19 protein-coding genes, 5 tRNA genes and 1 other RNA gene are annotated in these 20,992 nt (G+C 58.7%); 20 read left to right on the top strand and 5 right to left on the bottom strand.

From position 1 onward, the window contains the following. Window positions 1–130 precede the first annotated feature (130 nt). The 4 genes from WG915_RS09335 (at window position 131) to WG915_RS09320 (ending at window position 5,454) form a co-directional block, all read left to right on the top strand. A complete protein-coding gene (locus WG915_RS09335) occupies window positions 131–1,870 on the top strand; it encodes an alkaline phosphatase D family protein (protein ID WP_339565106.1) in 1,740 nt (579 codons plus the stop codon). Window positions 1,871–1,963: 93 nt separating this feature from the next. Beyond that, window positions 1,964–3,823, top strand: a complete 1,860-nt coding sequence (locus tag WG915_RS09330) for a pyruvate kinase (RefSeq protein ID WP_339565105.1) — start codon at window positions 1,964–1,966, stop codon at window positions 3,821–3,823. A gap of 10 nt (window positions 3,824–3,833) precedes the next feature. Further along, a complete protein-coding gene (locus tag WG915_RS09325; protein WP_339565104.1) occupies window positions 3,834–4,544 on the top strand; it encodes a glycerophosphodiester phosphodiesterase in 711 nt (236 codons plus the stop codon). A gap of 4 nt (window positions 4,545–4,548) precedes the next feature. Next, window positions 4,549–5,454: a DUF5926 family protein gene (locus tag WG915_RS09320; RefSeq protein WP_339565103.1), complete on the top strand. Its 906-nt coding sequence runs from the start codon at window positions 4,549–4,551 to the stop codon at window positions 5,452–5,454. A gap of 77 nt (window positions 5,455–5,531) precedes the next feature. Here WG915_RS09320 and aqpZ read toward each other — a convergent pair whose 3' ends face one another. Continuing rightward, complete coding sequence (aqpZ, locus tag WG915_RS09315; protein ID WP_339565128.1) at window positions 5,532–6,263, bottom strand: aquaporin Z; 732 nt, start codon at window positions 6,261–6,263, stop codon at window positions 5,532–5,534. A gap of 147 nt (window positions 6,264–6,410) precedes the next feature. Further along, on the bottom strand, window positions 6,411–7,445 hold the full coding sequence (gene hisC, locus WG915_RS09310; RefSeq protein WP_339565102.1) for a histidinol-phosphate transaminase: 1,035 nt from the start codon (window positions 7,443–7,445) through the stop codon (window positions 6,411–6,413). Between the two features lie 87 nt (window positions 7,446–7,532). Between hisC and WG915_RS09305 the strand changes: the two genes are divergently transcribed. Both WG915_RS09305 and WG915_RS09300 read left to right on the top strand, forming a co-directional pair. Next, window positions 7,533–7,618: transfer RNA gene (locus WG915_RS09305), tRNA-Ser, on the top strand. Window positions 7,619–7,670: 52 nt separating this feature from the next. Then, window positions 7,671–7,746 (top strand) — tRNA-Arg (locus WG915_RS09300). 189 nt (window positions 7,747–7,935) lie between these two features. On the opposite strand, the gene WG915_RS09295 is transcribed toward WG915_RS09300, so the two are convergent. Beyond that, on the bottom strand, window positions 7,936–8,085 hold the full coding sequence (locus WG915_RS09295; RefSeq protein WP_339565101.1) for a hypothetical protein: 150 nt from the start codon (window positions 8,083–8,085) through the stop codon (window positions 7,936–7,938). Window positions 8,086–8,383: 298 nt separating this feature from the next. Here WG915_RS09295 and WG915_RS09290 point away from each other — a divergent pair. Both WG915_RS09290 and WG915_RS09285 read left to right on the top strand, forming a co-directional pair. Continuing rightward, window positions 8,384–8,459 (top strand) — tRNA-Arg (locus tag WG915_RS09290). A 76-nt stretch (window positions 8,460–8,535) separates the two neighbouring features. Then, window positions 8,536–9,036, top strand: a complete 501-nt coding sequence (locus WG915_RS09285; protein WP_339565100.1) for a ferritin — start codon at window positions 8,536–8,538, stop codon at window positions 9,034–9,036. A gap of 14 nt (window positions 9,037–9,050) precedes the next feature. Here WG915_RS09285 and WG915_RS09280 read toward each other — a convergent pair whose 3' ends face one another. Further along, window positions 9,051–10,049, bottom strand: coding sequence for a prephenate dehydrogenase (locus tag WG915_RS09280; protein WP_339565099.1), 999 nt, complete (start codon window positions 10,047–10,049; stop codon window positions 9,051–9,053). Window positions 10,050–10,097: 48 nt separating this feature from the next. On the opposite strand from WG915_RS09280, the gene WG915_RS09275 reads away from it, so the two are divergent. The 8 genes from WG915_RS09275 to WG915_RS09240 all read left to right on the top strand — a co-directional run bounded on the left by WG915_RS09275 (window position 10,098) and on the right by WG915_RS09240 (window position 16,512). Continuing rightward, complete coding sequence (locus WG915_RS09275; protein WP_339565098.1) at window positions 10,098–10,571, top strand: tRNA adenosine deaminase-associated protein; 474 nt, start codon at window positions 10,098–10,100, stop codon at window positions 10,569–10,571. Beyond that, window positions 10,571–11,083: a nucleoside deaminase gene (locus WG915_RS09270; RefSeq protein ID WP_339565097.1), complete on the top strand. Its 513-nt coding sequence runs from the start codon at window positions 10,571–10,573 to the stop codon at window positions 11,081–11,083. Before WG915_RS09275 ends, WG915_RS09270 begins: the two co-directional genes overlap by 1 nt. Then, entirely contained in the window at window positions 11,076–11,258 is a 183-nt protein-coding gene (locus WG915_RS09265) for a CsbD family protein (RefSeq protein WP_339565096.1), read from the top strand. Before WG915_RS09270 ends, WG915_RS09265 begins: the two co-directional genes overlap by 8 nt. Before the next feature lie 45 nt (window positions 11,259–11,303). Next, window positions 11,304–11,394 (top strand) — tRNA-Ser (locus WG915_RS09260). Window positions 11,395–11,473: 79 nt separating this feature from the next. Then, complete coding sequence (locus WG915_RS09255; protein ID WP_339565095.1) at window positions 11,474–13,936, top strand: MMPL family transporter; 2,463 nt, start codon at window positions 11,474–11,476, stop codon at window positions 13,934–13,936. 70 nt (window positions 13,937–14,006) lie between these two features. Then, window positions 14,007–15,239 carry a tRNA guanosine(34) transglycosylase Tgt gene (gene tgt, locus WG915_RS09250; protein WP_339565094.1) on the top strand — a complete coding sequence of 411 codons (1,233 nt, stop codon included), beginning with the start codon at window positions 14,007–14,009 and terminating at the stop codon, window positions 15,237–15,239. 52 nt (window positions 15,240–15,291) lie between these two features. After that, window positions 15,292–15,900 (top strand): hypothetical protein, encoded by a 609-nt coding sequence (locus WG915_RS09245; RefSeq protein WP_339565093.1) that lies wholly within the window; start codon window positions 15,292–15,294, stop codon window positions 15,898–15,900. 72 nt (window positions 15,901–15,972) lie between these two features. Next, window positions 15,973–16,512: a hypothetical protein gene (locus WG915_RS09240; RefSeq protein ID WP_339565092.1), complete on the top strand. Its 540-nt coding sequence runs from the start codon at window positions 15,973–15,975 to the stop codon at window positions 16,510–16,512. 33 nt (window positions 16,513–16,545) lie between these two features. On the opposite strand, the gene WG915_RS09235 is transcribed toward WG915_RS09240, so the two are convergent. Beyond that, window positions 16,546–16,631: transfer RNA gene (locus WG915_RS09235), tRNA-Ser, on the bottom strand. Between the two features lie 122 nt (window positions 16,632–16,753). Here WG915_RS09235 and ffs point away from each other — a divergent pair. From ffs to WG915_RS09215, 4 genes are all read left to right on the top strand, one after another. Next, window positions 16,754–16,852, top strand: an RNA gene (ffs, locus tag WG915_RS09230) — signal recognition particle sRNA small type. A gap of 113 nt (window positions 16,853–16,965) precedes the next feature. Then, complete coding sequence (locus tag WG915_RS09225) at window positions 16,966–18,213, top strand: aminotransferase class I/II-fold pyridoxal phosphate-dependent enzyme (protein WP_339565091.1); 1,248 nt, start codon at window positions 16,966–16,968, stop codon at window positions 18,211–18,213. Continuing rightward, complete coding sequence (locus WG915_RS09220; RefSeq protein ID WP_339565090.1) at window positions 18,214–18,753, top strand: suppressor of fused domain protein; 540 nt, start codon at window positions 18,214–18,216, stop codon at window positions 18,751–18,753. A gap of 44 nt (window positions 18,754–18,797) precedes the next feature. Beyond that, window positions 18,798–20,939: a DNA polymerase III subunit gamma and tau gene (locus tag WG915_RS09215; RefSeq protein WP_339565089.1), complete on the top strand. Its 2,142-nt coding sequence runs from the start codon at window positions 18,798–18,800 to the stop codon at window positions 20,937–20,939. The last annotated feature ends 53 nt before the right edge of the window (window positions 20,940–20,992 follow it).

Here is a 20,992-nt window from a genome sequence, read left to right as displayed (position 1 = left end):
TCAAGATTGGTTTTGTTTGCGTTCGGGGGGTTCGAGGCTGGAAAACTCGCAGTGAACGAGGCGTGAAATCTTGTCAACAATGCGGCCTAGCGGTCGCGACCATTAGGCGAAGCGACCATGATCTCTAGATATGGCGATCCTGAAGAGCGCAATTGCGCGTGCAGTGGGGCTGGAATCGCGGTTATCTCGAAGAGGCTTTTTGTGGGGCGCGCTAGGCGTTAGCACGCTGACTTTGCTGCCCGGTTCCCTCAATACCGCCTACGCAGGGAACTTCGCCGAACTCATTGATCTTGACCTACAGCAGCGACATGAACCTAACCCACTGAATCCTGCAGAGTTTCGACCATTTCTACACGGAGTCGCCTCAGGGGATCCACTGCCTAACAGCGTGGTGTTATGGACGCGCGTGACGCCGTCCCTAGAGGCGGTCCCAGGCTCTGGCAAGGGGGAGCCAGTTAAAGTGCGCTGGGAAGTTGCACTTGACTTTGAATTCGCCGATATTGTTTCTTCGGGTGTGGAAATTGCGGAGGCGAAACACGATCACACTGTTCATGTAGATCCGTGGAATTTGCAGCCAGCAACCGAATACTTCTATCGATTTCGAATTGAGGGCGGTGATTTCGATGGGACTTACTCCAGAATTGGTCGCACAAAAACAGCTCCCGCCCCAGAAGACACCCCAACGGAATTGAATGTGGCGGTATGCTCGTGCGCCAACTTTGAATCTGGCTATTTCTCTGCCTATTCGGATATCGCACATCGCGCGGCGGATAATGCCATCGATGTGGTTGTCCATTTAGGGGATTACATTTATGAATATGCCTCTGGTTCTCATGCCGGTAAGTATGGCGTAGTCCGGAGCCATGAACCGACCTGGGAGATCGTGAGCTTGGCGGACTATCGCACTCGCTACGGCCGCTACCGGCGGGACACTGAACTTCAAGCAGCCCACGCAGCCGCGCCTTGGGTAGTGATGTGGGACGATCATGAGATTGCGAACAATGCCTGGGAGCATGGCGCGCCGGGGCATACCGGTTGGAATGGGGACTGGCAGCTGCGCCGGGCTGCGGCAATGCAGGCGTATTTGGAATGGCTGCCGGTGCGGGGGCAGGCGCCGTCGCAAGGCGGGCACATCTACCGCTCCTTGCGTTTTGGCACTCTGGCAGAGCTGACAATGCTCGATTTGCGTAGCTATCGTGACCGTCCCGAGAAGCTCAACATCAAGCGGTCCTTGTCCGAAGAGCGCACCATCATGGGGGCTGAACAATTCGCGTGGCTGCAAAGGAAGCTGGAGAACCCCCAAACTACGTGGAATGTGGTGGGCACCTCCGTGATGCTCACTCCGATCAGCCTGCTCGAAATGGATTCGACGATTGGAAATGCGGTGCAGAACCTGATCGGGGAGGGTTGTGAAGGGGTTCCGTATAACCTCGACCAGTGGGACGGCTATGTGGCCGACCGGCGGCGGTTGTTCCAGTCCCTGCATCGCCGTAAAACCGAGCACCCGGATGTCAGCACCGTTTTTCTGGCGGGCGACATCCACTCCGAGTGGGCAGCGGAGTTGGAGTATGAGGGGGTGCGAGTCGGCGCTGAGCTCGTGTGCACTTCCGTGTCCGCCGCGAACATTGACGATGGACTCGGCGTGCCAGCGAACTCCCCCGTGAGTACTGAGGCGGAAGCTCACCTGCTGCGCACCAATCCCCACGTCAAACATGTGGACTTAGATGCGCACGGATACAGCTTGGTGCGAATCACCGCCACACAGGTCAGTATGCGTTTCATGCGAGTAGATGATGTGACAGTTGCTGGATCGGCGATCCGCCCGGCTGGAACCGCGCTTTTCGACGGCCACGGCGTCCGCCACGAATGAGTCAAAGCTGTCTCGTGCTGCCAAACCGCGCGGTTCAGGGCAGAATAATTGGTGTTAAGTTTTAACAGCTACAGCAGTGTTGGGAAGTTTTAAATGGCTAAGAAGCAGCTAGTACCGGAAATTGATTCTTTGCTGCAGGGAATCAGCGAATGCGCCGAGCATCGAAAGGCGGAGATCGACCGGGTAGCGCCAACCCACGCTGAAGGTGCCCGCAACCTCGTGCACTACAAGTACCTGCGTTCCCAGGATCTGCGACGGCTACAAGCGCACTTGTCGGACTTAGGAGTTACTCGCATGTCCACCATTGAGGTGGGGGTGAAGGCCAAGCTGGAGGCGGCTCGCAATGTGGTCGGCATGCTGGAAGGCAGCGGAGCGCCCTATGACTTTCAGACGATCGCCGATAGTTTCGCTCGTGCCGACGAAATCCTGGAAGAGCACACGGAACGCCTACTGGGCCCTACCGATGAGAACACACCCTCTCGCATCATGGTGACCCTGCCGACGGAGGCAGCGGAGGACTTTGACATGGTCGCTTCCTTTGTTGACTCCGGCATGGACATTGCGCGCATCAACTGTGCTCATGACGGACCCGAGGTGTGGCAGCGCATGATCGCGAATGTTCACCGTGCTGGGGCAGCCGCAGGACGTGAAGTACGCGTCAATATGGACCTGGCGGGACCTAAGATCCGCACGGGAGAGATCGCGCCGGGCCCTGCTGTGGGGCGAGCTCGAGTTACCCGTGATGATGCCGGCAAGGTGCTCTGCAAGTCCAAACTGTGGCTAACCGCAGTGGGCGAGGATGGGCCGGAGGCGCCAGAATTCGAGGGGCGTCCGGCGCTGCCCGTGCAGGTGGCGAAGGAATGGCTGGAAGGCCTGCAGGTAGACAGCATCATTTCCTTGCATGACAGCCGGGGCTCTAAGCGGGAGTTTCAGGTCGTCGAGAAGCGAGAGGGTGCGGTTTTAGCTGAAGGGGATCGGAACGCCTACATCGCTGAGGGGACGCTGCTCGAATGCGACTATGAGCGTGCGCGTGCCCACGGGATTCCCCATGTGGTGCAGGCGCTGCGAATGCATGTTGGGGACAAACTGATTCTGACCAGTGAAGATGTAGTGTGCGAGATCGCGCCCGGCAAAATCTCCACGATTTCCTGCAGCCTGCCAGAAGCTGTCGCCGCGCTGGAGGTCGGGCACAATGTGCTTTTCGACGACGGTTCCATTGCTGCCGTAGTGGTAGAGCGTAGGCAAAGCCCGAACGGCGGCCAGGAAGCAGTCTTGGAGATCACTCGGGCCAAAGAGGGTGGCGTGAAACTGGCAGCTCACAAGGGCATCAACCTGCCGGATACCCAGCTGTCGTTGCCGAGCATCACCGCCGAGGATGAAGAACACCTTGAGTTTGTGGCCCGACATGGTGACATTGCGGCTATTTCTTTCATCCGCAGCGTCGCGGACGTGCATTACTTGTGGAAGGTAATGGATCGTCTTGCCAACAAGTTCGATGAGGAGTCCCCGGAACTGGGGGAGCGGGTTCGTCAGCTGGGTGTGGTCTTGAAGATTGAGACAGTACCGGCCTTCGAGAACATTTCTGAAATCTTGTTGGAAGGGATGCGCCATCCGAACTTCGGAATCATGATTGCGCGCGGAGACCTTGCGGTTGAACTGGGATTCGACCGCATGACTGAGGTGCCTGGGCAGCTCATGGTGATCGCCGAAGCTGCGCATATCCCGGTGATCGTGGGTACGCAGATCTTGGAAAATATGGCGAAGAATGGGCTGCCGTCCCGCGCGGAGATGACCGACGCTGCGTTCGCGTTGCGGGCGGAGTCCGTGATGCTGAACAAGGGGCCGCACATCACTGATGCGATCGAGATCCTGAATAAACTCAGCCGCCGTCTGGGACGCTCACAGCGTAAGAACCGGATGCTGCTGCGCCACATCCATTCCTGGGACGACTAAGGCGGGACACATGCAGATCATTGCGCATCGTGGAGATTCCGGCGCCTACCCGGAACTCACCCACATCGCGTTTGAGCAGGCCTTGCTGCAGGGCGCCCCGGCCGTTGAATGCGATGTCCGCCTCAGCAGCGACGGCGCTGTGGTCTGCGTGCATGATTCTTCGATCGCGCGCGTATCCGACGGCACCGGAAAAGTGGAAAACCTCAGCTATGACGAGTTATGCGAATTCAACTTCGGTACCGCCCAGTATCCGCAACCACCATTGCTTTTTGACGACCTGCTAAAGCTGGTCACCCAGTACCCTGACCGGCACCTGTACATAGAAACTAAGCACCCCAGCCGCTACGGCAAGATGGTTGAAGAACAGGTAGCCAACCGGCTGCGCTATGCAGGTCTTCTAGAAGATCCGCGCATCCACCTAATCTCCTTCAGCCCGCTTGCAATCCGCAACTTCGAGCGCTTAGCACCACAACTGGACCGGATCTTGCTGCGCGAGGACACCCCTTCGCTGACCTGGCGCGCCGCCGCCCGCTGGTGCCAACCAATGGGCATCGGAATCTCTATTGACGCTGCTCGAGCGAACCCAGCGGACTTGCAGCTAGCGCAGCGGATGTATCTGTGGACCGTTGATGATCCCGCGGACATGATCTGGGCCCGCGAGCACGGTGTCGACATGATGGCAACTAATTACCCAGCATTGGCGCTGGGCACGGTATCTTAGGGGCATGGCTAAAAAGAAGAAGAACGAAGAGCAGTTGCCGGAGGGCATGAGCCGTCGTCAAGCAAAGCTCGCCGCCCGCGCCGCCGAGCGTGCTGCCCTAGAACGCGACCCACGCCCATACGCCGGACTGACAATGGAGGCCGACCTAGTGGCTCTCCAGGAATTCGTTCCGGCCGCATTTGCGAAGCTCCCGGTTAAAGACTGCGAGCGCGACATCTACGTTGCCACTGTCCTCCCAGGTGCCGCAGGCGCAATTGTGCAGGAAGATGGCACCGCCTATGTGGCGCTGCAAACCCAATCCCACACCCACAATCCGGGCCGAGACCTCGCATACGCAATCGCCTGGGCGAAGGATGCGCAGCCAGGGGACACCTTGCAAAGCACCGCAAACGACGGTTCACAGCCGGAGCTGACCTCGTTGCTCGATGCAGCGGGCGAACTCGACGTAACCGCGCGTGAAGACTTCAATTGGTGGCTACCAGAAGGCACCCAGCTCGATCCAGGTACCGCCCAGTCCCTGCAGGCCGCCAATGACACCATCATGCCGTCCTACCAGGTAGAGGGTGACTTTGCCGGCGTGGCGTGGTGGATTGATCCAGGCGAGAAGGCCCACATTCGTTGGGTACGGCCCGATGAGGAAGAAAAGCTCCTGCGCGCCCTTGCTCGCATCTCTGCAGCGGGTGCCCTGAATCTCGGTGAAGATACCAAATTCGCCGGTGTTTTCCGTACCCACGGTGTTGCCGTCCCAGTGTGGGACCTGCCGGTCGGAGTCTCCCATGAGACCTACGGCCCGATTCTAGAGAAGCTGGATAAGAAGATTGCCGCTTCCATGGACTCCGATGAGGAACTGTCTGCGGATGCTCGACGCGCACTGGAGAACATCAAGTCCCGTCAGGTGACCATTAGGTAACTGCAAGGGTCAAAAATAGCCTCTGCCCTGGACTTTCTCGTTGAGAACATGTTCAGGGCAGAGGCTTATCTGTTGTGCTACTTCTCTAGGAGGTCATCAGAGTCGCTAGGGAAGACGATGTTGTAGGAGATACCAGCGATTGCGGCGCCAATCAGTGGTGCAACGAAGAACGCCCACACCTGCGTCAGTGGTTCGGAGCCAGCGTACAGCGCCACACCCAAGGAGCGGGCCGGGTTCACGGAGGTGTTGGAGATCGGAATGGAAACCAGGTGGATCAGGGTCAGCGCAAGGCCAATCGCGATCGGCGCGAAGCCTTCTGGTGCGCGATCATCGGTGGCACCCAAGATGACAAAGAGGAAGATCGCGGTCAGGACGAGCTCTGCAATCAGGACGGCCACGAGAGAGTAACCATTAGGGGAGAGGTCTCCGTAGCCGTTGGTGGCAAAACCGGAGGCGACAGCGTCGAAGCCTTCCTTGCCGGAAGCAATTGCGTAGAGAACGCCACCGGCAGCAGCGCCAGCGACGAGCTGAGTGATCCAGTACGGCAGCACTGCTTTCGGCTCGATACGGCCAGCGAGCACCGCACCCAAGGTCACGGCCGGGTTGAAGTGGCCGCCGGAGATATGGCCGACAGCGTAGGCCATGGTGAGGACGGTGAGACCGAATGCGAGGGAGACTCCCACGAAGCCGATGCCCATGTTGACGGCTTTGTCATCAGTCAGGACGGATGCCGCGAAGACTGCGGAACCGCAGCCGCCGAAGACGAGGACGAAGGTGCCGAGGAACTCTGCGAAGAGTCGGGCTGACATTTTGGAATGCACGGTTATTGCTCCTAAGTAAATCAGTGGTCAGATTTACCGTACATTTCTTTGGTTAGCATTTCCCCTCCAAGCCCAAATGTCATTCATGCTCAACAGCTATAAGTGCTGGTCTGTTCAGTTCGAGGGGGTGATCGCCTATTGTGTTTTATTCACAACTTTGTCCCAAATGCGCAGAAACTCGGACATTTCTTCCTCATTGGTCACAGTGATGCGCACGCCTTCGCCGGGAAACACACGCGTCACAGCGCCAGCAGCCGCAAGCTCTGTGCCAAGCTGCTCGGCATCCACGCGTGGAACCCACAAGAAGTTAGCCTCCGAGGGCACCGCGGCTACATGTTCCTGCACTCGAGCACGCTGCTTGACGACGTCATCGGTGCGCGCCAGCAGCTCATCCCGCGCCTGCAGGGAGGCCAAGGCTCCCGCCTGTGCGACGCTGCTGACTCCAAACGGAACCGCAACCTTGGCCATCGCCGCAATGATCTCCGGGTTGCCAACGGCGTAGCCAACTCGCGCGCCAGCTAATCCGTAGGCCTTAGAAAAAGTGCGCAAGCCAACCAAGTTTGGATACTGCTGCACTAGCTGCGCAGCATCCGGCTGATCATCGCCCCGGTTGTACTCGAAATAGGCCTCGTCTAAAGCTACGGTGACCTGTGCTGGGACCTGATCCATAAACTCGACGAATTCGGAATGAGTAATGGTGGTACCGGTGGGATTATTAGGATTGCATACAAAGATCAACCGCGTTCGCTCAGTGATCGCGCGCAGCATCGCCGGAAAGTCGTGGCGGTGGGCGTCGTCAAGCGGGACCTGCACCGAGGTGGCTCCAGTGATCGCCACGAAGAGTGGGTAGGCCTCGAAGCTGCGCCACGCATACATCACTTCATCGCCTGGCAGTGCGGTGGCCTGGACCAACTGCTGACATAGGGCAGAAGAGCCAGTGCCGACGCCAATATGGGCCACGCTAGTGCTCAAATGTGTGGCCAAGGCCTCGCGCAGCGCCATGCACCCCATGTCTGGATACCTGTTCGACTCCGCCAACGCCTCCTGCATAGTCGCCAGCGCTGCAGGCAACGGGCCTGCGGTCACCTCATTGCTGGAGAGCTTCAGGGCGTGGGGGAGCTTCTTGCCAGGCTTGTACGCCTGCAGTTTGGACAGGTCAGCGCGGATCATGAACATAAGCCTACTCTGGGTTTTGGAAGTTCCCGTAGGTGCCCTGTAGGATTGCTTAAGGTTTTCGCACCTCGTGTGATAACTGCTGGAGATGTGCCAGAGTGGCCGAATGGGGCTCCCTGCTAAGGAGTTGTCCCTTCTTGGGACCGCAGGTTCAAATCCTGTCATCTCCGCTCACCTTGTTTTTTTAGAAACAGGGGATTTCACCGGGCCTGGTGGAATTTTGCGCCCGTAGCTCAACGGATAGAGCATCTGACTACGGATCAGAAGGTTGGGGGTTCGAATCCCTCCGGGCGCACCATGTGAAGTCTCGAGACATCGTTCCTATTCGATGTCTCGAGACTTCTTTGCTTTTGAGGGGCTTGCACTGGAATCAAAACGTTGCCGTGATCGTGCTGCCCGTTATTGGGCGATCCAAAGCGGGGGATATGTGGCGTGCCGTCGATGAGGTGCGCGAGCTTGGTTGTCTCTGTTATTTGCTAAGGCTTCCTTAGCTCTCTCGGCGCTGTGTGCGCTCTTGACGAGTCTTCAGTGCTATCTCGGAGAGAATGAGAACTCCAGGAACGATGAGTAGCCAATCTGGAACAAAGGTTGAGGCAAGGATAAACGCGGCAAACATGCCAGCGAATGCAAACGTCATGGTGTTTTTCATAGGTATCCTTCGGGGAAGATTTCGGCGGAAAGCTTGCCGCGTATCAATAATACGATCTTAAATGACAGCTAACCAAATACTTTGATTGTCTCTCGAGGGATATGTATCACTGAAAAGGCTTCAGAGTTTGAATCAGCTGGCTTCGAGGTCATTGGGTTTAGTAAAAGCGCAGTGAGCTACTGCTTTCAAGCTACGAGGCAAAATAGCCGCCACCTGCAAATTTGCCAAAAATTAACCTCGGTGTGTAGAGTAAATTCTCGTTGCACAGCAGCAATGCTGAAAACATGCGCCCGTAGCTCAACGGATAGAGCATCTGACTACGGATCAGAAGGTTGGGGGTTCGAATCCCTCCGGGCGCACCAAAAGAAAACTCCGGCCACAGGCACGGAGTTTTTTCGTTTTCGCTGTAAGCGATAGTTTTCGTGTAGCCTAGCGAACATGAAAATCAACGATAAATTGGCTGCGGCCCTCAACGAACAAGTAACTGCTGAACTCGAAGCTGCCCTGGTCTACCTCCAGCTGTCCTATGTTGTTGATGGCTTTGGTTTGGCCGGCATCCGTGACTGGCTGCGTGCACAGTCTGCCGAGGAAAACACCCACGCCCAGATGTTTGCGGATCACCTGGCTGCCCGCGACGTAGTGCCACAGATCCAGACCATCAACGCGCCACAGGTCTCCGCTACCAGCGTTGTTGAGGTGTTTGAAGCCGCACTGGCACACGAGGAGCTAATCTCCGACAAGATCCGCAACCTGGCCGAGCTGGGCTTCGAGGTCAAGGACTATGATTCTCGCCCGTTGATCGATTCCTTCCTTGCGGAGCAGGTTGAAGAAGTTGCCACCGTTAAGGAAATCCTGGACCGCCTGCGTATCGTCGGCGACGACGGTTCCGGACTGCTGCGTATCGACGCCGAGATGGGCACCAGCCGCAGCGCCGAGTAGTCTCCGGCTGTTCTCTAAAAGACCTCGATCCGGGCGCCCAGATTCTCGGCCTGCTCGAGCTGTGAGATCCACCCCTTGGCTCCAGGGTGCAGTCTGAGGACTGGGCGTCCCGAGATCCCAGTGATTGCGGAGGATGCGGAACGGGCTTCGAAGCGGATTCGGGAGCGGTACCCGGCGTCGATAAGCATGCCGAGGTCATCCTCCGGGGAAGCCAGGTGGGCGCGCGCATCAGAAAGCAGAGCGAGCGCCTCATCAAGGGCCAGGAGGAGAGCCTCGTGGTTGGTTTCGCACATCGCCTGAACCAGGGACGGGGTGGAGCCAGCAACGCGGGTGGAGTCCCGGAAGGACCCGGCGGCGAGGGAGAGCGCCAGTGCGCCACCGTTGTCGCCGGTGATCGCGAGGACTTCCGCGAAGATGTGCGGCAGGTGGGAGATACGCGCTACGGCTTGGTCGTGTGCGGTGACCCGCGCCGGGATAACTTCCGCCCCAACGAGCAGCGCCATCTGGACGACATCGAGCCATAGTTCGACCCAGCTGTCGGAGGGGGAATCGTAGGCGTGGTCGAAGGTGACCACCCATGCTGCCTTTTTAAACAGCCCGGTCATGGAGGCGGGCCAGCCGGAGTCTGCGGTGCCAGCCATAGGATGGCTGCCCACGTAGCGGTCTTGCATGCCTGCTTCGCAGACTTGCTTGTATACCTCAGCTTTGACGCTGACTACATCGGTGATCCCGCAGCTGGGGGCGTGTTCGGCGATGGCGCTGAGTAGGGAGGCGATGGCGGGCATCGGGGTGGCCATCACAATGAGGGCACCGGTGGCCTCCGCTCGTTGCAGGGTTGGGATGAAGTCGGAGGTGACGTCGTATCCTTCCTTCGCGGCGGCGGTGGCGCCGGAGGGGGAACGATTGAAGCCGAAGACCTCAACGCCGGCGGCGGAAAGGTCGCGGAGCAGCGAGCCCCCGATAAGTCCGAGGCCGAGGATACATACTGGTCGGGAAATCTTCGCGTTAGTCACCACTCAAGTGTGGCACAAAACGTGTGACACCGACTACGGTTACAGGCTATGAGCACCCATGAAGATCTGAGCTTTGCGGTCACTGTCACCTCGGTTCAGGGCACGTGGACCGTCGCCGAGTATGACGATGAGTTCCAAGACGTTGCCGATGCAGTTTCTGCAGTTCGCAAGCTGCGCGCAGAAGGACCCGCCTTCGCGTTGATCTGTGTGGAAGATGACTATTTCATCATCGTGCGTCCGACTCCGGGACGGGTGAAGGTGCTGCTTTCTGATGCGACCGCTGCCCTGGATGATGACTACGCTGCCTCTGCCCTCGAACTTGTGGGTGCAGAGACCCCAGCTGAGGAGGAAGACTCCTATCCAGAAGGTGACTTCGACATCTTTGAAGACCTGGGGGCCTCCGAGCAGGTCATGTCCGTGATCGCCGATGACGATGAAGCATGGGCCTCGGAGCAACTGCAGCGCATCGCAGACGAGCTCGGCTGCGGCGATGAATTCGCCGACACCCTCGACCTGGACTAATGGTTTTGCCCAAACCGCTGCCGGAGCTCGCGGCCGAGGAGATGATGCGCCGCGCCATCGAGGTGGCCCGCACCACGCCCCCAGACGATGTGCCGGTAGGGGCCGTGCTTTTCGACGCCAATGGCCGCGAGCTAGCTCATGCCACGAACCGCCGGGAAACCGACCAAGATCCGACCGCACACGCGGAGGTGTTAGCAATTCGTTCAGCCGTCGCTAAGCATGGCGATGGCTGGCGCTTGAGCGGCTGCACCCTCGCAGTCACGCTCGAACCCTGCACGATGTGCGCCGGTGCGCTGCTCGGTGCGCGGCTGAAAAGCCTGGTCTTTGGCTCCTGGGAACCCAAGACGGGTGCGTGCGGCTCTCTTATTGACGTCCTGCGCGTGCCAGCCCAACTGCACAGAGTTGAAGTACGTGGCGGTGTTCTTGAACAGGAGTGCGCAACACTTCTGACGGACTTTTTCGTTTCTGTTAGGCTCGACAGTTCCCAACGCAAAGGAGACCATCGTGTCTGATTTCAAGAACAAATTCGAAGACGCAGCAGGCCACGCCAAGGAAGAAATCGGCGAGGCAACCGGAAACGAGAAGCTGGCTAACGAAGGTCGCGCTGATCAAGCTAAGTCCGACATCAAGAGCGCTGCTAAGGAAGCCGGCGACAAGATCCTTGGCGCTTTCAAGAAGGACGACTAAAACGCGATTTGGTCGCTGCAGTGCGCACCCGCTAATCTAATTCGCGGTGGCGTGTCCGAGCGGCCGAAGGTGCTCGCCTCGAAAGCGAGTGTTGGGTAACCCCCAACCGCGGGTTCAAATCCCGCCGCCACCGCCAAAGTGAAATTCACCCCGGATTCTTCCGGGGTGTTTTCGTTATAAGGTCGAAAGTGCATCCAGATCCATAGGAGACCCGCATGGCGAAGTTCTTGTTTCGAATTGGCAGATGGTCCTACCTGCATAAATGGTCAGTGGTCGCCATCTGGCTAGTCGTGCTGGTAGCTGTCGGCGGATCTGCGTTGGGTTTGCAGAAAGGCTTCGAAGACAAGTTCTCCATTCCAGGGACGCCTTCCCAAGAAGCTGCTGAACTGCTAATTAAGAACTTCCCGGAGCAGAAGAACCCCCTCGACAACGCGGGTGTCAACATTGTGTTCGCCGCTCCCGAAGGTCACCGTCTCTCAGAGCCGCAGTACGTGGCTGCTATCGACGACGTGGTGGCACACATTGAAGCCGGCATCCCGGACATGAATGACACGATGCGCTTCGGTAACCCGGTCAAGCTCAACCCGCAGTTGCAGCAGGGCATCATCGATCAGGAGGTTGCCTCGGGGCTACCGGAGGAGACCGCGCGTGCCGACGCCGCGAACCTCACTCTCATGTCCGAGGACGGGCGCATCGGTTTCACCACTTTCGGTATCGACGTACCTTCCCCCACCGATGTCACAGAACAGCACCGTGCCACAATCCGGGAAGCGCTGGAGATTGGCCGGTCCCAAGATCTCATCGTCGAGGGCGGCGGTGCTGCCTTTGGCGACCCGCTGGAGATTAAGACCACCTCAGAGATTATCGGCTTGGGCGTGGCATTCATCGTGCTGATCTTCACCTTCGGCTCCCTCGCAGCTGCGGGTCTGCCGCTGATCACCGCTGTGGTGGGTATTGGTATCGGTTCGCTGTCCATTGTCCTGGCCACGCGTTTTGTCACGCTGAATAACACCACCCCGGTACTCGCGGTAATGCTTGGCCTGGCTGTGGGCATTGACTACGCGTTATTCATCTTGGCGCGGTACCGGGCAGAGTATCGCAAGTCGCCGCGTCCGGATGCCGCGGGCATTGCCGTCGGCACCGCTGGTTCCGCAGTGGTTTTTGCAGGGCTGACGGTCATCATTGCCCTCATTTCACTCTCCTTGGTCCGAATTCCTTTCCTGACTTACATGGGCCTTTCGGCGGCGTTGACGGTGTTTATCGCAGTGTTGGTGGCGCTGACCCTGGTTCCTGCGATGCTAGGCGTGATGGGTAAGTACGCTTTCGGAGCCAAGATCCCGTGGCTGGCTGGCAATCCGCGTCGCCCAGGTGAGGAGCCGCGCCGCGGAACCCGGCTGTCCAAGGGCCACGCTTGGGTAACTTTCGTGCAGAAAGTCCCGGCATTGGTCCTCACAGTGGTGATCCTTGGCCTCGGCTTGTTGACTCTCCCGGCGCTGCGCCTGGAGCTTTCCTTGCCCAATGACTCCACCTCTTCTCTCAGCTCGACTCAGCGTAAGTCCGCCGACCTGCTCACCGAGGGCTTTGGCGACGGCCACAACTCGCTGATGCTCGGCGTGGTCGATGCGGCAGATGTCGATCCGGAAGCACCAGCGTTGCAGCCACTGGTGCGAGCCCAGCGCGACATGGCTGCGGCGGAGGGGAAGCCATTCGACGAGAAGAAGGCCGCAGCCACCGCCGCGTTTTCCTACGTGGTTGAACGCTTCAATACCAATGCTGATATCAAGCATGTTCAGATCGTAGGCATGTCTGAGAACGGGACTGCAGCGCAGCTGATGATCACCCCGTTCGCCGGACCGAATGACCCGATGACCACGAAGCTGCTGCACTCGCTCCGTGCCTCTCAGACTGAAGCTGAGTCCGCTACGGGCATCACCATCGGTATCACCGGACTGACCCCGATCCAGCGGGATGTTACCCAGAAGCTTTCCGACGCCATGCCGATCTACCTCGGCGTCGTCGTTGGCCTGGCGGTGATTTTGCTGCTGATGGTCTTCCGCTCGCTGATGGTGCCGTTGATCGCTGGCCTGGGTTTCTTGCTCTCTGTTGGCGCGGCTTTCGGCGTCACGGTGATGGTCTGGCAGGAGGGGCTGTGGGGTCTGGTGGAAACCCCAGGGCCGCTGATCTCCTTCATGCCGATCTTCCTTATCGGCGTCACTTTCGGTCTCGCGATGGACTACCAGGTGTTCCTCGTCTCCCGCATGCGCGAATACTATGCGCACCACGGCGGCGTGCCGACGCCAGGCTCGCGCTATTCGGCAGTCGACGAATCCGTGATCGAGGGCTACACCCTCGGCTCCCGCGTGGTCACATCCGCGGCGCTCATCATGATCGCTGTTTTCGTGGCCTTCATTGACCAGCCACTGCCCTTCATCAAGATCTTCGGATTCGCGCTCGGCGCCGGCGTGCTATTCGACGCCTTCTTTGTAAGGATGGCGCTCGTACCAGCGTCCATGTTCCTCTTGGGTCGCGCAACCTGGTGGATGCCCCGGTGGCTCGACCGGCTGTTGCCACATTTGGACATCGAAGGTGCAGCCCTGGAAAAGGAATGGGAGCGGCGTCGCCTTGAAGAGGAGCGACTCGCGGAACTCCAAATCGAGGAGTTGCGAGCACGCGCTTAGGGGCGCTGCTTTCTCTGCGGTGCGCTCGCAGTGCCTAAAGAAGGCATCCATCCAGATACAATCGTTAACCATGACTGACACGACCTTCGAGCTGCGCACCACTCTAGATAGCACCAAGCATGGCCGCACGGGTATCATCCACACTCCACACGGTGATATCCAGACGCCTGCGTTTATTCCGGTGGCTACGAAGGCGACGGTAAAGACGCTCACCCCTGAACAGATCCGGGAAACAAAGGCGCAGGCCATCCTGTCCAATGCCTACCACCTGTACTTGCAGCCAGGTCCGGACATCGTCGATGAGGCAGGGGGAGTAGCGCAGTTCGAGAACTGGCACGGCCCCACCTACACGGACTCAGGCGGATTCCAAGTGATGAGCCTGGGGGTTGGGTTTAAGAAGGTGCTCTCCATGGATGCCAACATCGCCGAGGGGGAGGTGAAGGCGCGTAGCAAAGATCGCATGGCGCATGTCGACGAAGATGGTGTCGACTTCCGCTCCGTCATCGACGGCTCAAAGCACCGCTTCACGCCGGAAGTGTCTATGCAGATCCAGCACCAGCTGGGTGCGGATATCATGTTCGCCTTTGACGAGCTCACCACCATCGTGGACACTAAGCAGTATCAGGTAGAGTCCGTTGACCGCACCCATCGTTGGGCTAAGCGGTGCATTGATGAGCACAATCGTCTCACCGAAGCGAGAAAAGGCAAAGCACTACAGTCCCTCTGGGGAGTGGTGCAAGGCGCGCAATACGAAGATCTAAGAAGGAAAGCTGCCCGCGGTCTCGTCGAGCTGAGCAAGGAAGCGGAAAGCAACGGCCAACGGGGCTTCGGCGGCTACGGCATCGGTGGCGCCTTGGAGAAGGAGAACCTGGGCACCATTGTGGGCTGGGTAAATGATGAACTGCCCGTCGAGAAGCCAAAGCACTTGCTAGGCATCAGCGAGCCTGACGACATCTTTACCGCCGTCGAGGCTGGTGCCGACACCTTTGACTGCGTTGCGCCGACTCGGCTGGGCAGGCGGGGCGGGGTGTACACGCTGGATGGCCGCATGACACTCACCAATGCCCGCTTCAAACGCGATTTCACCGGCATCGACGAAGAGTTAGGTGGCTATGTGTCGGAGAATTATAGCCGCGCATACATCCACCACTTGCTGAAAGCTAAGGAATTTCTCGCAGGCACGCTGTGCACCATGCACAACCTGTACTTCATGATCACGCTCGTAGATCGCATCCGTGAGACCATGGCGGATGGAAGTTACTGGGAGTTCAAACAGGAGTTCATGGGGCGGTACTACACGTAGCGGGAACATTGCCTGCGGGTCCGTGCATCCAATCTAAGACGAAAGGATGCACATGAATTCTCTCAAGAATCTTCAACAGCGCTTCACCGAGCAAGGTGAGGTGAATTTCGGTTTTGGCGTGCGCTGGTGGCTCAAAATCATGATGTGCATCCCATTCGGCGCCCTCTGCGCGGGTGTGGCGTGGGTGGGCATTAGTGGGGCCGAGTCTGCGGCAGGCCACGTCTGGGCTGCCCTCTGGGGTGCGTTGGGGTTTCTCCTCTTCGCGGTATTTTTGGTGACGGTGTTTCGGCGGAGCTACCGCGATGTGCACCGTATGCGGGTGACGCGGTCGGGAATTGAGATGGCGCATGTTCGTGTGCCGTGGCAGATGGTCGCAGCGCTCAGCACGTTCCGGGTGAGCTATAGAAGGCGAACCAGGAACTACCACACGGAAATAACGTTGCCCCCGAAGAGCCGCGTGCTGCAGGCGGTGTGGGATGACGGCGCTGCGGAAGGCGTCAAGCTCGCTACAGCAGCCAATGACTCGCGAATGTTGCGGCTGTTCACCCATGACCTGAACGTGCGGCACACGACTCTCCTTGCGTTCCTGAAGTGGGCACGTCATGAGTGTGCTGGACCGTTCCCTTATGAGTGCTGCGACCTCAACTTCGAGCGGTTGTAACAATGCGGGAACATTCTCACACGCTCGCGCATCTCACCTACGAAGCAATCAACCGCAAGAAGTGAGGAAAACATGAATAGCTACTTTGATCGGATCCGTGCCGGTGAGACTGTGATTCTTCAAGGTGAGGTGCCAAACCGCAACGTCATTGTCATGCTGGGGGCGACTATGACTCTTGGAAACCTGCTGGCTAGCGGTGTGCTGTACTACGAAATGGGACTGTTCGGCCTGATGATGGGTGGCATGCTCCTACCCGTGACTGCCTTCTTTGTCTGGCGCTGTTGGCGGACTGGCTGCGAGAACCGCGACGATCAGGTGATCCGCATTGATGCAGCCGGTCTGTTCACCCGCGGTGTGTTTTTGCCGTGGCAAAGCATCGCGCTTTTCGACGTTTCGGCCACGGCGCCGCTGTTCAAAGCAGAGCTTCTCCCTGGTGCGACCTTAAAGTTTGCAGATTCGCCCCAAGAGGAAGCGATGCGCTTGGAAGTGGCTAGGTTGCAGGGGCTGGTAGTGCATACCGCCGGTCACCGCCATACTGCAGCGGAGATCGCTGAGCTGTGCAAATTCGCTATCGAGACGCAGAAAAACCGGCCTGAAACGGTCATTTACTAACCATTTCAAACCGGTTTCCCAACTGAAATTCTGCGGAGGATAAGGGATTTGAACCCTTGAGGGGATTTCTCCCCGCACGCGTTCCAGGCGTGTGACATAGGCCGCTAGTCGAATCCTCCAGCGCGACAAACAACGTGTGTTTGCTACGAAGAAGAACTGTACTAAACCTTGGGCAAAGAAACAAAACAGCTGGTCAGTTTGGGCGGTTTGGCCGCAAACCCGAAGAACGGCTAAGGTTTACGGCAGGATCCCGTGCGGCGTCTATCTTGTGAACTCCCCCAGGGCAGGAATGCAGCAAGGGTCAGCGAGCTCTTACGGGTGCGCGGGGTCCCCTTAAATTCTTTAGCAAAAAAGGGCAATCGGAAGATTGCCCTTTTTTCGTTTCCTTAGGTGGCTGCTGCGGGTTAAAGTGGGACTCGGTTAAACACACCTCATAAGGGAAGGCGTACCGACGTGGCACTACAAGATTTGACTGCTGAGCAGATGAGCGAGCTGAAGGCGGAGATCCGAGCGGAATATGGTGCGCTACAGTCCCGAAATTTGAAGCTGGATCTGACCCGTGGCAAGCCGTCGAGTGAGCAGTTAGATATCTGCGCCGATTTGCTGAGCCTTCCAGGTGAGAACTTCCTCGATGAGGATGGCACCGACTGCCGGAACTATGGCAACCTTATTGGCTTGCGTAGTCTCCGTGAGATCTGGGCAGAGGTGCTCGGTGTGGACGTCAACAATCTCATTGCGGCGGACAGCTCCAGCCTCAACGTCATGTTCGACCTGATCAGCTGGGCCTACATGTGGGGCACTAACGACTCTGAAAAGCCATGGAAAGACGAGGAGAAGGTCAAGTGGATCTGCCCAGTACCGGGTTATGACCGTCACTTCACCATCACCGAGCACTTCGGCTTCGAAATGATCACCGTGCCTATGACTCCAGCCGGCCCGGACATGGACTTGGTTGAAGAGCTCGTGCAGGATCCGCAGGTCAAGGGCATGTGGGTAGTGCCGATCTTTGGCAACCCGACCGGTGTCACGTTCGATACCCAGACCATCAATCGCCTAGCCACCATGGAAACTGGAGCACCGGACTTCCGCATCATCTGGGACAACGCCTACGCGATTCACACCCTCACGGAGGAATTTCCGCAGGTTGTGGATGTGGTGAAGCAGGGTGGTAACCGATTCTGGGCGATGTCGTCGACAAGCAAGATCACGCAGGCAGGCGCTGGCGTGGCCTTCTTCAACGCCAGTGATGAGAACTTGAACTGGTACAACAAACATGCCTTTGTGCGTGGAATTGGGCCGAACAAAATCAACCAGCTGGCGCACGCGCAGTTCTTCGGAGATGCTGAGGGAGTACGCATGATCATGCGCAAGCATGCTGGGTCCTTGGCGCCAAAGTTTGCGAAGGTGCTGGATATCCTAGAAAACCGGCTCGGCGCATACGGGGTTGCCGAATGGACGAAGCCGGTTGGCGGGTACTTCATCTCCATGGATGTGGTTCCGGGTACCGCCAAGCGCGTCATTGAGCTGGCGAAGGAAGCCGGCATTGTGCTGACCGCTGCAGGCTCGACCTTCCCACATAAGGAAGACCCCGAGGACAAGAACATTCGCCTAGCGCCCTCACTGCCGCCGGTGGAGGAGCTGGAAATCGCTATGGATGGCGTTGCCACCTGTGTCCTGCTAGCCGCACTAGAGAATAAGTAATTGAATCTGCAAGAAGCTGCCGTCTGGATCGATGGACTGTTCCCTGGGGAGATGGACATCGATCAAGTCGGTGATTTTCACGTAGCCTCATTCGCCGCTGACGGCCAGCACATCGCCGTGACGCTGGATTTTCAGCAGGTAGACACGCATCTGGAAGCCGATGGGCGGGACGTCCGGGTCGAGCTGTTCACTGTTGCGCAGCAGGCGACGGGGCTGCCGGAGCTCCTCGAATCAACGGCGGGGCTCATCAAGAGCATGGCGATCCAGCCACAGCCAGGAGTGCTGGTTCCCGGTGCTGGGGCGCTGGCGAACGTTGGAATAACCACCTCGCACTGCCTGTTAGTGGTGCCGTTCCCGTGGGGCGGAGATGTGCCGAACTTTAAGGAAACCGGTGCAGATGGCGTCGATAAGCTAGTGCTGATGCTGCAAGTGCTGCCGATCACTGATGCGGAACTGGCTCACTTGCAAGCGTATGGCCTGGCTGAGCTGCAATCTGCGCTGGTCGCGGAGGGCGTGGACATTTTGGATCTGCAGCGGTGAGTTCAGCCTGCCCGGAATCTGGGCCACGCGGTAGTGTTTAGGGCGTGGCTCTTTATCGTAAGTATCGGCCGGCCAGCTTCGCAGAGGTTGTCGGCCAAGAACAGGTAACCCGACCGCTTTCCGTCGCACTGGATAGCGGAAGGATTAATCACGCCTACCTGTTTTCGGGGCCCCGCGGCTGTGGCAAGACCTCATCGGCGCGAATTTTGGCGCGTTCGCTCAACTGCGTCGAAGGGCCGACTAGCACCCCGTGCGGAGTCTGCCCATCTTGCGTCTCGCTCGCGCCGGGCGGACCAGGGAACCTTGATGTGACCGAGCTGGACGCTGCCTCCCATAACGGTGTTGAAGATATGCGTGAGCTGCGTGACCGTGCGTTTTACGCCCCTGCAGAGTCACGCTATCGCGTGTTCATCATCGACGAAGCCCACATGATCACTAAGGAAGGCTCGAATGCCTTGCTGAAGATCGTGGAGGAGCCGCCGGAGCACCTGATCTTCATTTTCGCCACCACGGAGCCCGAGAAGGTCATCGGTACGATCCGTTCCCGCACGCACCACTACCCGTTCCGCTTGCTCACACCGCCGGACATGCGTGGTCTGCTGCAGCGCACCTGTGAATCCGAGGGCGTGACCGTGGCAGATGCAGTGTTCCCACTGGTCATTCGTGCCGGCGGTGGCTCTCCGCGTGATTCGCTTTCGATCCTGGATCAGCTTATCGCTGGTTCCGGGCCGGAGGGGCTCAGCTATGAGATGGCGGTGCCACTGCTGGGCGTTACTGATTCTTCCCTTATCGATTCCGCTATTTCTGCGGTGGCCGCTGGTGATCAGGCCGCGCTGTTTACCACCGTGGACGATGTCATCAACGCAGGCCATGACCCGCGTCGCTTCGCACACGACCTGCTCGACCGATTGCGCGACCTCATGGTGCTGCAAGCCGTACCCGATGCCATCTCCCTCGGCTTAGTCGATGTGCCTGCGGACCACCAGCCGATATTGGCCGAACAGGCAGCGCTTTTCGACGCCCGACGCCTTTCTTCTCTCGCCGCGCTGGTCAATGACCAGGTGGATGAGCTGCGTGGTGCCACCTCGCCCCGGCTGCTCTTGGAGATCATGTGTGCCCGGATGATGCTATCGCTGGCTGCCCCGGCGGCAACATCGGCCCCAGCACCTACCGCTGCTTCGGCTGCGCCCGCCGAGGTTGGTGCTGCGCAAGGCGCGGCAAAATGGCGTGCCAAGCGCGAGGCTGCGAAAGCCGCAGCAAGTGCCACCACGACGGTGCAACCTGCTGCTCCAACTCAGCCGGTCCATACCGCCCCTCCTGCGGAACCGGCGCAACCTGCCGCGCCGGAACCGACAACACCGGTAGCCCCCGTAGCGCCCGTAGCCCCCGTAGCTCAGCCACAGCCGACTGCAGATTCGAGCGATGTCATCCGTGCCAAATGGCAGGAAATCCGCAAGATCGTTGGGCAGCATAACCCGGTCGCTGAGATCATGCTCACCGAAGCAAAGGTGCTTGGGGTGCGGGACGGCGAGCTGCTCATCGGGCACAATACCGGCGCGCTCGCAGCTCGGCTGAACGCCGCTACAAACAACGCTGCGCTGACAAAAGCACTCAAGACCGTGACAAACCTGGACCTCACGGTGCGTGTTGAGGTGGGAACGAGTCCTGAAGCAATCGGTTTTGCGCGCGAGCCGCAGCGAGTTACCTGGAAGCCAGAGGAGACGAAACCAGCCGAAGAACCAGAGCCTGAGCCTGCCGCGGCACCAGCATCTGGTTGGGGCACACCTGCGCCGCTTGGCGGTGGGGAGCCGGAGGCTGTGGCCGTCGATAAGCCTGCCCAGAAGGCTCCGGAGCCGGTAGCAAAACCGAAACCGAAGTGGAAGGAAGCCGCTGAGCGGGGCCGGGAGGCGATGAAACACAGTTTCAGCGGTGGGGTGCCCTTGCCTCCGGAACCGGATGAAGCGGACGCCGAGCCAGAGTGGGCACCGCCGCCGGTCGAAGCTGCGCCATCCCCAGTGCCGCCTGCGGAACGTGCTGCTGTGCCGGCACAAGTTGAACAACCCGAGGACTCGGAAGAGGAAGAGATGATCGAGGCCGCCAGTGGCCCCGCAAACTATGATCATCGGGATGCCAAGACGATCGCGATGGATATGTTGCAATCCCAGCTTGGTGCTCGTCCCCTGTAGTGCTTCGCGCAGCAATGCCCAGATCGGCAGCGGTCTGGGGTTATCGCTAGACT

This window comes from Corynebacterium sp. H128 (assembly GCF_037482625.1).
GTDB lineage: Bacteria > Actinomycetota > Actinomycetes > Mycobacteriales > Mycobacteriaceae > Corynebacterium.
The sequence above is the reverse complement of the archived record's forward strand: the minus strand, read 5'-3'. Positions and strand labels throughout refer to the sequence as shown.

Coding starts and splice junctions, on each gene's coding strand:
- hisC (WP_339565102.1), bottom strand. CDS start 7,445: ATGATCCGCGCTGACCTGTCCAAACTGCAGGCGTACAAGCCTGGCAAG.
- WG915_RS09335 (WP_339565106.1), top strand. CDS start 131: ATGGCGATCCTGAAGAGCGCAATTGCGCGTGCAGTGGGGCTGGAATCG.
- WG915_RS09275 (WP_339565098.1), top strand. CDS start 10,098: ATGAGCACCCATGAAGATCTGAGCTTTGCGGTCACTGTCACCTCGGTT.
- WG915_RS09330 (WP_339565105.1), top strand. CDS start 1,964: ATGGCTAAGAAGCAGCTAGTACCGGAAATTGATTCTTTGCTGCAGGGA.
- WG915_RS09295 (WP_339565101.1), bottom strand. CDS start 8,085: ATGACGTTTGCATTCGCTGGCATGTTTGCCGCGTTTATCCTTGCCTCA.
- WG915_RS09255 (WP_339565095.1), top strand. CDS start 11,474: ATGGCGAAGTTCTTGTTTCGAATTGGCAGATGGTCCTACCTGCATAAA.
- WG915_RS09320 (WP_339565103.1), top strand. CDS start 4,549: ATGGCTAAAAAGAAGAAGAACGAAGAGCAGTTGCCGGAGGGCATGAGC.
- WG915_RS09245 (WP_339565093.1), top strand. CDS start 15,292: ATGAATTCTCTCAAGAATCTTCAACAGCGCTTCACCGAGCAAGGTGAG.
- WG915_RS09325 (WP_339565104.1), top strand. CDS start 3,834: ATGCAGATCATTGCGCATCGTGGAGATTCCGGCGCCTACCCGGAACTC.
- WG915_RS09270 (WP_339565097.1), top strand. CDS start 10,571: ATGGTTTTGCCCAAACCGCTGCCGGAGCTCGCGGCCGAGGAGATGATG.
- WG915_RS09285 (WP_339565100.1), top strand. CDS start 8,536: ATGAAAATCAACGATAAATTGGCTGCGGCCCTCAACGAACAAGTAACT.
- tgt (WP_339565094.1), top strand. CDS start 14,007: ATGACTGACACGACCTTCGAGCTGCGCACCACTCTAGATAGCACCAAG.
- aqpZ (WP_339565128.1), bottom strand. CDS start 6,263: ATGTCAGCCCGACTCTTCGCAGAGTTCCTCGGCACCTTCGTCCTCGTC.
- WG915_RS09240 (WP_339565092.1), top strand. CDS start 15,973: ATGAATAGCTACTTTGATCGGATCCGTGCCGGTGAGACTGTGATTCTT.